Consider the following 11,745-nt stretch of genomic DNA (forward strand, 5'->3'; position numbering starts at 1 on the left):
TTCACCCTTCCGCGAGGAGCCGGAGCAGGTTTTCGCCGAGGATGAGCCGTCGTTCGCGCTGTCGCACGCCCGCGAACACCTGTGAGCCGTCGGCGAATTCGGCGAGCAGTCGGCGCAGTCCGCCCGACATCCGGTTGAGCGGCCAGTCGGTGCCGAAGACGATCTTGTCGTTGACGCCCGAGCGGAACAGCCTGTTCAGATGCTCCGGCCACCCGCCCGTCAGGGGCGCCCCCGCGAACCCGCCGATGTCCAGATAGACGTTGGGGCGGTAGGTGGCCATGGAGAGCGCCGTCTCGGTATGTGTGACGCCACCGTGCCCCAAGATGAAGGAGACGGTCGGGAAGTCGCGGGCGGCCCGGTCGACCTGTAGCGGGTGGGCGAGCTCGAAGTCCAGGCTTCCGGCCGTGGGCCCGGTGTGGAGGAACACCGGAAGGTGCCGCGAGGCGCAGATCTCGTAGTACGGGTACAGCCCCGGGTCGGATGGCGAATAGCCACAGGGGGGATAGAGCTTGAGGCCCTCGAACCCGTATTCGTAGACGCTCTTCTCGAATCTGTCCAGGCCTTCCGCGCCCTGCCGCGGGTCGGCCCCCATGAAGACCCAGAACCTGCCGGGATGCCTGAGCCTGATCTCGTGGTGGCGCCAGGCCATCTCCGCTGGCGGCAGGGGACAGTCCATGCGCTCACTGAAATCCGGACAGAGCAGCACACTGCGCCGCACCCCGGCCGCGTCCATCTCCCGTACCAGCTGGTCCGCGTCGTGATCCTGATGCTGGGACCTGACCCTTGCGACCAATCGCTCGATGGGCGGTGCGATCCCTTCGGCGGTGAGCCGACGGTGCATGTTGGCCGCTACGTCCCGGATGAACTGCTCGGGGATGAAGTCGGTGGTAGCCACATGGCAGTGCCCGTCGTAGATCTCCACCACAGCTCACTTGGCCTCTGCGCAGCGCGCCAGGATGCCACGCACGGTGATCTCCGCATCGGGGTCGAAGTCCGCGTAGTCGAGCTCCGTACCGGTACGGTCCTCCACGAAGGAGATGAGGCCGACCAGTCCCACCGAGTCCAGCAGTCCCCTGCCCAGCAGGTCGGTGTCGGCCTTGACGCTGTCCGCGGCCAGCCCTTCATTCCAGTCGCTGATCCAGGCGAGGATGTCGTTCTCGAGCTGGGTGACATCGTGCTGGGTCATACCGCGGCCCCTTCGCCCGTCGAGCTGCTTCGCCGAGCGACGAGGCGAAGAAGATTTGCGTGCATGATCATCCTTTGGTGGGAGGGCTTGACGCCGTCGAAGACGGGCTGTCCGTTGGCGAAGTGGCACCTCATGCTCGCGAGAGTCGTGCTCATCCGGTGCGCCGACCAGTCGGACCCATAGATGATCTTGTGGTTGACGCCTAGACGGAACAACCGGTTCAGCCGACTCAGCCAGCCGTCCGGGTGCTGGACTCCCTGGGCTCCGGCGATGTCGAGGTAGACGTTGGGACGGTGAACGCACAGGTCGACACACTCCTCGGTCTGGCGCACCCCGCCGTGTCCGAGGATGAAGTCGACCTCGGGAAAGTCTCGGGCCGCACGGTCGACGAGGAGCGGTTGCCCGTAGCGGAACTCGAGGGCCTGCCAGGAGGGCCCGGTGTGGCTGAGTACGGGCAACCCCCATTGCCGGCACAGCTCGTAGTACGGGTACAAGCCCGAATCGCTCGGCGAGTACCCGTTCACGGGGTAGACCTTGAGCCCCTCGAACCCGTACTGCGTCACGCACCGCTCGAAGAGTTCCAGGCCCGCTGGGCCGGATCGGGGATCGACCCCCCAGAAGACCAGGAAGCGGCCCGGGTGTCGACAGCGTACCCGGTCGTGCTGCTCGGCGATCGCCGGGCGGTCCAGGGAGCAGTCGGCGACAAACGAGTAGTCCGGAGCCACCAGCACGGCCTGGGCGATACCCGCGGCGTCCATCTCGGCCACCAGCGCGTCACCGTCGTGGTCCTGGTAGAGCGACAGCAGACGGTGGCGTATGCGCTCCTGCGAGATGTTCCGTCCCCCGAGCAGGCTCATCCGCGAAGCGGCGTTCTCCGCCTGCTGCTCTATGAACCGGCGTGGAATCGCCTGGTCGGAAGCGAGGTTGATGTGCGCGTCGACGACCGTTTCAGTGTTCTCTATGGGAAGGGTCATCGGGCCTCCTCCACTACGGCGGCCTTGTCGGTAGTAGCAAGAAGCTTCGCGAAGTGTTCTGTGGCGGCCTTCCGGCTGAGCTTCATGTTGGCGGTCATGAAGCTCGCTTCGCTGCGCACGGATGTGGGCGTGAAGACGATCGAGACGATCCGCTGATGGGGGTCCAATGTGGTGTTCAGTTCGACGATCTCCTTGCGGATGCCGTCCTCGGCGTCCCGACTCCCCGGTTCGTGCGCGGTGATCAGCGCTCCCAGCCGGTTGGCCACAGGGGTGGGAACCACCACGATGTCCGCCACGCTGGGCAGCCGTGCGAACATCCTTTCCACCTCGACCGGATGAACCTTGCGGCCGCTGCCCAGCATGATCAAGTCCTTCTTGCGCCCGTTCAGGACGAGGAAGCCGTCCGGATCCAGCGAACCGAAGTCCCCGGTGGCGATGGCCCCGTCGGGCCGGTAGGTCTCTTCTTCGACAACGCTGGGCGTCTCGAAGTACCCGGTACTCAGAGGCATGGCGCGGCGGATGAGCAGCTCACCGTCGGGCAGGAACTCCACGCAGTCGGGATCGATGAGACGGCCCACCGACCCCGAACGGTGGTTCTCGGGAGTGTTCCAGGCGATCATTCCGGACTCGGTCATCCCGTAGGCCTCCAGCAGTGCGACGTCGGCCGCCCGATAGGCCTCCACCGTCTCGGCGCGGATGGGCGCCATGCCGGTGATCATGAACTTCATCCGTGAGCCGATGAACTCGGGCAGGGATGCCGGTGTTACGGCCTTGCGGTGGAGATGAAGGAGGGTCTCGTAGAAGACCGGCGGTGCGATGAGGAACGTCGGCCGCTCCTCACGGAGCACGGTGAAAACCCGTCCGTACGGCGCCAGTACGAGATCGCTTCCCGTCCACAGGCAGCAGTAGAGAGAAAGCCGCTGCTGGTAGTTGGCGAGCGGCAGAAAAATCAAATGACGGTCGTCGGCCCCGACGGGAAAGCACTCCATGAACCGCCTGATGACGTATTCCGTGCCGCGCCTGCTCACCTTGAGGCCCTTCAGCCCGCCGGTGGTTCCCGAGGAGTACACCAGACTGTGCAGGTCGGGGTCGGTGGTCCGGGGGGAGTCGAGCGCGGTCGCAGGCCGGTAGACGGCCGCGTTCCAGGCCACCACGGACCGGTGAGCGTGCGCCGCCGGTTCGTCGGTGATCAGGAGAGCGAGGCCGTGGCGGACCAGGAACTCCCCCGTGTCGGAGGGCCGTATCTCGTCGGGGAAGGCCTGCACCACGGCCCCCGCCCACAACGCCGCGAGATCCCAGAGGACCCAGTCGATGCCGTTCGGCCCACGCAGGCCGATCGTCTGGCCCTGCCGTACACCGGCTTCCCGCAACAGGTCCGCCCGTTGACGTGCCGCGTCGGCGAGTTCGGCGTAGGTCATCTCGCGTCGGGTTCCGGACGTGCCGATCTCAACGATCCGGGACGACTGGTTCACACCGAAACGCTCGAACAGGTCCTTCATCAGCATGGAAAACTCCCTCGGTCTGCCGCCGACGCGAACCGGCCGATGAGATCGGTGATTCGCTGCTGAACGAAATGGCTGATACGGCCCGCGAGCAGCTCCTCGTAGGGACCGGTCCCGCAGTCCCAGTTGATGGCGATGTCCACCGTGCATCCGGTGCCGTCCGGGCCGGGACGCACAGTCGTGCTGCGGTCGAGTCGACGCCAGAGCCAGCAGGGCTCGGCGTGCGCGTGCACGGTGTTCCCGGAGAGCGCCAAGGTGTCGGCCCACTCCACAGCGTCGTCCCCGAGCGTTCCCCGGAACCGATGCTCGGGCTGGTCAACGAAGGCGACGTCATTGTCGGCGGCGAAGGGATCCAGCGCTCTCGGCCGCGTCATGAGCAGGCGCAGGACCTGTTCGGTCGACGCGTCCAGGGGCACTGACCGTGTCACGGCCGCGCGCAGCGGCTCCGCCGCCCCACGGCGGAAGCCGTCGACGGTCCGCAGCACGGACGCGAGCACGGCCAGCCCGCGCTGGAGGTCCTCGTCCGATATGACCACGGGTGGCTGAACACGCAGGACCCGTGGGTTGTAGAGCGAGTACGTCGAGGTCACACCGCCCTCGTAGAGCAGCCGGAGGACCAGCCCGCCGAGGGACTCCTCGTGGAACTCCAGCCCGTGCATCATCCCCAAGCCACGGTGCTCTCGCACCAGTTGGGGAAACTCCTTGGCCAAGGCGCCCAGCTCACCGTCCAGAAGCAGAGCTTTGTCGCGGACGCCGGCGAGGAACGCCTCGTCGGAGGCAAGCGCCAGCGTCTCCAGGCCGACCCGGCAGGACAACGGGTTGCCGCCGAGGCTCGAACCGAAGGTCGAGGGGAGCGCGCGCAGGGCATGCCAGACCTCGGAGGTGCCGAGCACGGCCGAGATGGGAAGTACGCCTCCGCCGAAGGCCTTGCCGACGCACACGAGGTCGGGTGTGATGCCGAACTGCTCGTAGGCGAAGAAGGTGCCACATCTGCCGAAGGCGGTCTGCATCTCGTCCAGGACGAGAAGCGCGCCGGCTTCCGAGCACAGGCGCCGGACTCCTTCCAGGTACCCGGCTGCAGGAGTGATGACGCCGCCTTCGGCCTGTACCGGTTCGAGGATCACCGCGGCCGTGTCGGGTCCGATCGCGCGGGCGAGGGCATCGAGATCGTTGTACGGCACCTGATGGAAACCGTCGAGGAACGGTGCGAACAGTGACGCGTGCTCAGGGCGGCCCGCGGCGCTCAGCGCGCCGAAGGTCTTGCCGTGAAAGCAGTCGACCGCCGAGACGAACTGCTTGCGGCCGGTTGCGGCCCGCGCCAGTTTGAGGGCGTTGTCGATGGTCTCGCCGCCGCTGTTGGCCAGATAGGAGAAGGGCAGCCGGCCGCCGGTGACAGCCGCGAGCCGCTCGGCGAGACGGATCGACTCCTCTTCGAACATGATCTTCGTGCTGTTCAGCCGGCCGGTGTCGATCTGGTCGGCGAGCGCCGCCACGACGCGTTCGTGGTTGTAGCCGAACGATTGGTTGCCGTATTGGTCGAACAGCGCGAGGAACCTGCGGCCGTGTTCGTCGACCACATGGCTGCCCGCTCCCCTGCCCTGGACGCCACACCCCATCACATAGGACATGACCGAGTAGACGGGATGATTATGCGCCGCCTTCAGCTGCGCCAGTTCTTGCCGACGCGTGGGCATGCTTCTCCTTTCCGTCGTGAGGGCCTCATGCCCGGTGACTGCCGTAGTCGTGGAAGAAGTAGTGGAGAAGCGAGGTGCCGTCCTGCTGGTCGTCGGCCGTTCGGGAGCGTTCGGCGGCGTCCGCGAGATCCAGTACTCCGGTGACGCTGAGCGGTCCGCCCTTGAATCTTTCGTCTTGGTAGGACGGGCCGACCTGGACGAAGCCCAGCTCCCGGTAGAACGTGCGCAGGCTTCCGTCGGCCTCGGCGAAGAAGTCGCCCAGGACATGGGTGGCCCTGAACCGGACGAGGCTGTGGATCAGGGCGGCGCGCATGAGCTGGAGGCCGATGCGTCGCTTGCGCACTCGTGGAATGGTCATCAGATGCCCGAACTCCACCAGGCGGTGACCGCTGTGTCGCAGGTGGCCGATGTCGACCATCCCGTCGACCGGGAGGCCGATCTCCGAGTCGCCGACGATCTTGACCGTGCCAACGGGTGTGATTCCCGAGTCCGTTGTCTCCTCGGCGATGATGTATTCGGCGTACGGGTCGAACCGGTCGAAGGTGAGGGCGGTGTCGTGGGCGTCGCCCAATCGCCCCTGGTCGCGTACGTACACCAGGTCGCGCAGTTGCAGCAGGGTGCCCTTGTCGGCGATCGCGTGCGCTGTCCGAAGGGTGATGCTCCGGTCCTCCGTCAGGTATTCCGGCACGTCGTGGCTCCTTCTCGGCTGGGCCGCGCCCGGTGCGCGCACCCCGTGGCGCCGTTCAGATCCGTTCCGTCGGGACCGAGTCCTGCCGCGTGTCCTTCTTGGACAGCAGGCTTCTGAAGAAGTCCCGGTACGTGGGGTGGTAGTACTCCAGACGGTCTTTGATCTCCACGTGCAGTGCCGGGAGTTGACTCATGGGGAGGTTCGGCATGAGGTGATGCTCGACATGAAAGTTGTTTCCGTTCGTGAACCACGTCATGATCCAATTCGACCTGATACTCCGGGTGTTCTTGAACGGATCTTTATCGAGGGTTTCACACCGGTAATGCTCCGGCAGTTCGACAAAAGCATGGATTGGCGCCGCCACGAGTAGCGGGAGCAGCCACAGCCAGATCATCAGTGCCTCGCCGAGCAAAATAGACAAGGCCACGGATAGCACCAGCGTGAAGCAAATAATGCGGTAGTTTCTGCGAATTCGGCGAGACGTGGTCTCGGTTTCACCTTCGAACTTCCTTCGACTGATGGAGCAGAGTACTAGTTCCTTGGCGATCTCACGGAAGTGCTGGATCATCAGAAAGCGTGACAACCATTTTCGGGCAGACACAAGTCGACTCTTTTGGGCATCGGTTCCGTACTGGTCTCCGTAGTCGAAGAACTCTCGATTCTGTGGAGTGCCGAGATACCGGTGATGTCGCAAGTGGACAGCTCGGTAGGCGGCGAAAGAGATCCCCAATGGAATTCCGAGAAGTGTGCCTGCCGCGGTATTGGTCCATACTCTGTTGAACCCGAGATTATGCAGTGCCTCGTGCTGCAGTTCCGCAGCATGAGCAAACATCAGGCCGAGAAGGAGGATACCGCCCAGACGGCACCAAAGTAACGGCTGCAGGGCTAACGCGCCGCCGACGACGACCAGCGTCGCCCAGAAAATCATCTTCACGGCAAACTTATAACCCTTGATGGGTACCCGAAGATGTTTGAATGAAGTACGCAACTGCATCTTCGCCGTCGAGGTCGCCATTTCTCTGTTTCCGGCCACGCGGAGTACCCCCGATGTCTGCTATCTGCTCTCCCGCTTGCAGCGTATGGGAGCGGATCGGATTAGTGGACACGACGGGAGTGGCTTGGCCGAGGTTGGACAATTGCCTGGGAAACTGTTGACTCAGGGCGTGCAGGTCTTTGTCTCGCGGCCTTCTGTTCGGTGGTTCGTCGATCTGGCCTGAGCGGGTTAAAAGAGCAACGGGCTGTGTTGGCAGCCAAGTTCTGGGCGATTCTGCCGACCTTGACGAATGGCAGCGTCGTCTGTTGATAGGGGCGAAGGCCCGGCCCCTCGGTCATGGCCGGATCAAAGCGGTCGCCCCTGCAGCCGTCGTCCGTGAGGCCTAAGCCTCGATCCACCGACGCGCTCTGAAGACGATCTCTTGATCGTTTTGTGAGCTGGTTTCGGTCGGTGGTCGTGGATGGGCAGGTGGTATCTGCTGGTCTGCCCAGCTTTTCCACGGGTTCGGTTCCGGTCGGGCCCTGGCGGGCGGGGTGGTCAGGGGGATCAGGCCGGTGCGGGTGGGTCGTGGACGGTGTCGAAGAGGTGTGTCCAGGCTTGCTCCCAGGGCCAGTTGTGCGGCAGATGCAGGGTGATGCGTCGTGCGGATCGCGCGATCCGGGCCGGGACCTGGACCAGATGGGCCCGGAGGGTGGCGGTGGTGGCCTTGGTGTGGAACGCGGAGGCCAGGGAACCTGCGGCCCGCAGCAGGTTGTAGGTCATCGCCCACAGGGTCAGCCAGGCCGCGTTGGCGTGGAAGTGCCCGGACGGCAGATGGGCCAGGGCACCGGCCTTGCTGTCCGCGATGACCTGCTCGACCACCGCATGGTGCCGGTGTTCCCGCTCGGCCCGCAGCGTTGCGGCAGGCTGATCGGTGAAGAAGGGGTGGTAGCGCCAGACGGGAAACAACTCGCCCTGCTCGCCCACGACGGCGGGTTTGGCCAGGTCACGGACCCGACGCACGATCGGCCGCGCGGTGACCCGCTCCGCTTTCTTTCGGCTCGCGAACGCGGTGTATTCGGGTATCTCGGCCACTTCGGCGTCCGAGATGAGTTCACCGGTCTCGGGGTCGGGCACTGCGGTCGGATAACTGATCTGCTGCCAGGCGTCGTTGGGGATGCCGAGGACAGCCCGCTTGATGGAGGGGTTCATCCCGGTGGTGATCGAGAAGTGGGCTCCGGCCCGGTGGCAGGCGGCGATCACCCCGGCGTTGTAGAACTGCGAGTCGGCCCGCAGGATGCGCAGGCCAGTGCAGCCGGACTCGACGGCGGTGGCCAGGGCCTCGCTCACGAATTTCGAGGCGCCTCGGGAGTCTGCTGCTTTGCCACGTCGCATCCGCACCCCGGCGATCACCGGCCGCGCGTGCGGGGTGCAGACCGTGGCGAGGAGGGGGTGCAGGGTGCGGATGCCCTTGAACCGGCCGTACTCGGCGCCCTGCTTGGTCCGGCCGTAGACGCGTTTGTGGGTGGAATCGACATCGATGAACGCCTTCTCTCCAGAGCCGGGCAGCAGTGGAGTGCGCGCGGCCGGCGCGGTCAGGAATCTGCGGTGCACAGCATGGAGTTGGAGGGCGTGACCGTGGGTGAACGCGCGAAGGAAGGTGCCCAGCGTGGACGGGGCGCGAATACCGCCGAACAGCGCCGGCATCGCCCCGTGCCGCAGCACGCGGAGGTCGTCGATACTGTCCGCGCCCGCCGCCATGCCGGCCACGATGCTGCTGATCTTGGAGTCCGCCGCAGCCCCCGCGCCGTTCGTCGTCCCGGTCAGCTTCACCTTCTGCGTCACCAGGTCCGACAGCCCACACCGTTCGGCCAGCCGCATCACCGGAACCAGCCCGGCATGCGCAACCAGGTTCGGGTCATCGAACACAGCGGACACCGCACGTGGCGGCGTGGAAGAATGCATCCCGGAGATGCACCTCCGAACTGGTTGAGTAGAAGCCTAGAGAACTCCTATTTTCCCAGGTCAGAGTGCATCTCCACTTTCATGTCCAGGCACTGGACGAACCATCACCCGGTGGATCGAGGCTAAGGCTTGTCCCGTAAATGATCTCTGACTGGGTGTGGCATGGTCGGTGGCCAGTCCGGCTGCTCGCCTATCCGGCGAGGTTGAGGTTGTGCAGGCGGGCGATGCCGAGCATGGCGTGGTGGACGCCGTCGCCTTTGAGGCGGCAGTCGCGGAGGATCTTCCAGGTCTTCATGCGGGCGAAGACGTGCTCGACGCGGGCGCGGACCTGCTTGTGGGACTTGTTGTGGGCCTGTTTCCAGTCGGGCAGTTCTTCGCCTTTGCGGCGGCGGTGGGGCATCACGAGCCCGGTGCCCGGATAGCCGCCGTCGGCGATCGTCATCGTCTTGCCGACGGCGGCCTTCGCGCCGGACTCCTCCCACGCCTTGCAGTCGTTGCGGTTGCCCGGCAGAGATCGGCCGACCACCACGACGAGCCGGGTGTCGGCGTCGACGACGACCTGGTGGTTGGTGGAGTACCTGTAGTTCTTGGACTGTGCGGCGATGGTGTGGTCGCGGGTAGGCACCAGGGTGCCGTCCACGATAAGCACGGTGTCCTTGCGGAAGCGCTTGCGTGGCTGGAGCGCGAGTGATGGGCCGAGGTGGTCGATGACGCGGTCGGCCGCGGACTTCGAGATACCGAAGAGCGGAGCGAGTTGGCGCATCGTCAAGTTCGTACGCCAGTAGGCCGCCACAAGCAGCACCCGGTCCTCCAGCGGCAGAGCCCACGGGCGACCCTTGCGGACCGGATCTACACCTTCACGGCGCAGCGCGGTCACCAGCTTGCCGAAGGAACGCGGGCTCAGCCCGGTGAACGGGGCTATCCAGGAGGGCTCCGACGCCGTGATCACACCAGACACCGCAAGATCATCTCACCTGTGACCAGCAGTTACGGGACAGCCCTTAGCCTCGATCGTTCATGAGTCCTCGTCGGTTCGCTGACGGGGGCTTCGTGCTTGCGAGGTGCGGTCTTTTCGGGGTTGGGGCAGGTTGGCGGCCCGGCTGTCGCGTCGGGTGGGCGCCGGGTTCTACTTTCCCGGTGCGGTGATGCGGATCGTTGGGGCGGCCGGCGTGGCTGGTCAGCCGGGGCTCGGCAGGGCATTGAGCCGGTCGATTGCCTGGATGACTTCGTTTGTCCAGGGCCATCGTGTGGTGAAGCGGAGCCAGCGGCGGCGGCCGGTGGTGACGAGCTGGGCGGCGGCGGAGAACAGCCTCAGGCGGAGCTTCTTGGGTTCCCAGCGGCGCGTTTCTGTGGTCAGGGCGAGCATCGGCATCCAGGCGAGGAGGTCGAGTGCGAGGGAGACGATCTCCAGCCAGATCTGGTTCTGTGCGGTGTCGTGCAGGGGCAGGTTGCGCAGGCCGGTGTCGCGGGCGTTTCGGATGCGGTCCTCGCAGCGGGCCCGGCGGCGGTGACGCAGTTCGAGGTCGGCGAGCTGGCCGCCTTTGGTGTTGGTCGCGAAGCAGGTGAGCCGTAGTCCGTCGAGGTCGGTGAAGCGCAACTGTGCGCCGGGATGCGGGCGTTCCTTGCGGACGATCAGCCGCATGCCCTTGGGCCACGTTGTCAGGTCGGGCATGTCGGTGATCTCCGCGACCCAGGCGCCGGGCCGCTCGGTGCCGCCGGCGTCGTAGGCCGGTGTCCACGCCTTTTTCGGGATCTTCAGGACGGCCTGGTGGATGGCGTCGGTGTTGGTCATTCCGACGGAGTACGACAGCCACCGGCCCGGCTTGGAGAGCCAGTCGAGGAAGGCGTGGGTGCCGCCGGCGGAATCGGTGCGGATCAATGTCTGCCGGCCCCGCCGCAGGTGTTTGGGGAGCTGGGCCAGGGCGATCCCAGTGGTGGTGATGTGATCGCTCGCGGTGTTGGAGCCTGCGTTGCCGGGCCGCAGCAGCGCGGCCACCGGCTCTCCGGAACCGGCCCGGCCGTGGTCGACGAACGCGACGAGCGGATGATGACCGAAGGTCTTCTTCCAGGTCGCGGTGGCGTCCTGCTTCTCGGAGTGCGCAAGGACCAGCACGCCGTCGATGTCCACGATCACCGAGCCGTCGGCGGCCGGACCGTTCGCCCCGGCCAGTTCCCAGGCCCGCGAGCGTACTTCGGCCCGCGCCGACCGGATCGCGGTGAGCGCCTTCGGCCCGGCTGCGGCAAGGGCGTCGATGAGCCGTGAGACCGTCGGGTCGGATGCCACCGGGCCGAACACGTCGCGCTCGGCCCGCAGCATGGCAACATCGGCGAGGCAGTCCCCGCCCAGAGCCGTCGCGAGCGCGACCTCCAGCAAGACCTTGCCCGGATCGTGCACCGCCCGCGGCTTGCGCCACGGCGCCAACGCCGTCGATATCGCGGTGTCCAGGCCCAACTTGCGGACCGTCTCGGCCAGCAGCACCGCCCCGCCCTGCGAGACCGCCCCGCTGCCACCGCCCTCGACGCGGACACGCGGGTACAACCCGATACGCTTACTCACCTGGAGAGTGCTTCTTTCCATGCAGCCAACAGGACCCTAGACACAATACCGGTGATTTAGGTCTTTTTCCGGGAGGTTGGGGCTGGTTTGGTGGGTCCGACGAGGGTGACGACTGGGGTGTCCGGCCGGGGCTGGTTGTTGTGTTCGGTGCGTTTGAGGGCCCAGTTGGACATCTTGCGTTTGATGACACGGGGATTGGAGCGTAA

At 65.8% G+C, this 11,745-nt stretch carries 10 protein-coding genes; all 10 read right to left on the reverse strand.

Going from position 1 to position 11,745, the window contains the following annotated elements; genetic code table 11:
* Position 1: 1 nt before the first annotated feature.
* The 10 genes from ACZ7IB_RS39855 to ACZ7IB_RS39900 all read right to left on the reverse strand — a co-directional run bounded on the left by ACZ7IB_RS39855 (position 2) and on the right by ACZ7IB_RS39900 (position 11,539).
* A complete protein-coding gene (locus tag ACZ7IB_RS39855) occupies positions 2-922 on the reverse strand; it encodes an amidohydrolase family protein (RefSeq protein WP_470919494.1) in 921 nt (306 codons plus the stop codon).
* Between the two features lie 6 nt (positions 923-928).
* The gene (locus ACZ7IB_RS39860) at positions 929-1,186 is read right to left on the reverse strand and encodes a hypothetical protein (protein WP_470919496.1); all 258 of its coding nucleotides are present in this window, start codon (positions 1,184-1,186) and stop codon (positions 929-931) included.
* On the reverse strand, positions 1,183-2,160 hold the full coding sequence (locus ACZ7IB_RS39865; protein ID WP_470919497.1) for an amidohydrolase family protein: 978 nt from the start codon (positions 2,158-2,160) through the stop codon (positions 1,183-1,185). The genes ACZ7IB_RS39860 and ACZ7IB_RS39865 overlap by 4 nt, the downstream gene beginning before the upstream one ends.
* The gene (locus ACZ7IB_RS39870) at positions 2,157-3,665 is read right to left on the reverse strand and encodes an AMP-binding protein (protein WP_470919498.1); all 1,509 of its coding nucleotides are present in this window, start codon (positions 3,663-3,665) and stop codon (positions 2,157-2,159) included. The genes ACZ7IB_RS39865 and ACZ7IB_RS39870 overlap by 4 nt, the downstream gene beginning before the upstream one ends.
* Positions 3,659-5,356, reverse strand: coding sequence for an aspartate aminotransferase family protein (locus ACZ7IB_RS39875; protein WP_470919500.1), 1,698 nt, complete (start codon positions 5,354-5,356; stop codon positions 3,659-3,661). Before ACZ7IB_RS39875 ends, ACZ7IB_RS39870 begins: the two co-directional genes overlap by 7 nt.
* A gap of 25 nt (positions 5,357-5,381) precedes the next feature.
* Positions 5,382-6,044, reverse strand: a complete 663-nt coding sequence (locus ACZ7IB_RS39880) for an N-acyl amino acid synthase FeeM domain-containing protein (protein WP_470919501.1) — start codon at positions 6,042-6,044, stop codon at positions 5,382-5,384.
* A gap of 55 nt (positions 6,045-6,099) precedes the next feature.
* The gene (locus ACZ7IB_RS39885) at positions 6,100-7,077 is read right to left on the reverse strand and encodes a fatty acid desaturase family protein (protein WP_470919503.1); all 978 of its coding nucleotides are present in this window, start codon (positions 7,075-7,077) and stop codon (positions 6,100-6,102) included.
* 507 nt (positions 7,078-7,584) lie between these two features.
* Positions 7,585-8,982: an IS1380 family transposase gene (locus tag ACZ7IB_RS39890; RefSeq protein WP_470919504.1), complete on the reverse strand. Its 1,398-nt coding sequence runs from the start codon at positions 8,980-8,982 to the stop codon at positions 7,585-7,587.
* A 190-nt stretch (positions 8,983-9,172) separates the two neighbouring features.
* Positions 9,173-9,940 carry a transposase gene (locus tag ACZ7IB_RS39895; protein ID WP_470919489.1) on the reverse strand — a complete coding sequence of 256 codons (768 nt, stop codon included), beginning with the start codon at positions 9,938-9,940 and terminating at the stop codon, positions 9,173-9,175.
* 219 nt (positions 9,941-10,159) lie between these two features.
* Positions 10,160-11,539, reverse strand: a complete 1,380-nt coding sequence (locus tag ACZ7IB_RS39900) for an IS1380 family transposase (protein ID WP_470919506.1) — start codon at positions 11,537-11,539, stop codon at positions 10,160-10,162.
* Positions 11,540-11,745: the final 206 nt, after the last annotated feature.

It is taken from the genome of Streptomyces sp. NPDC037301, assembly GCF_055602785.1.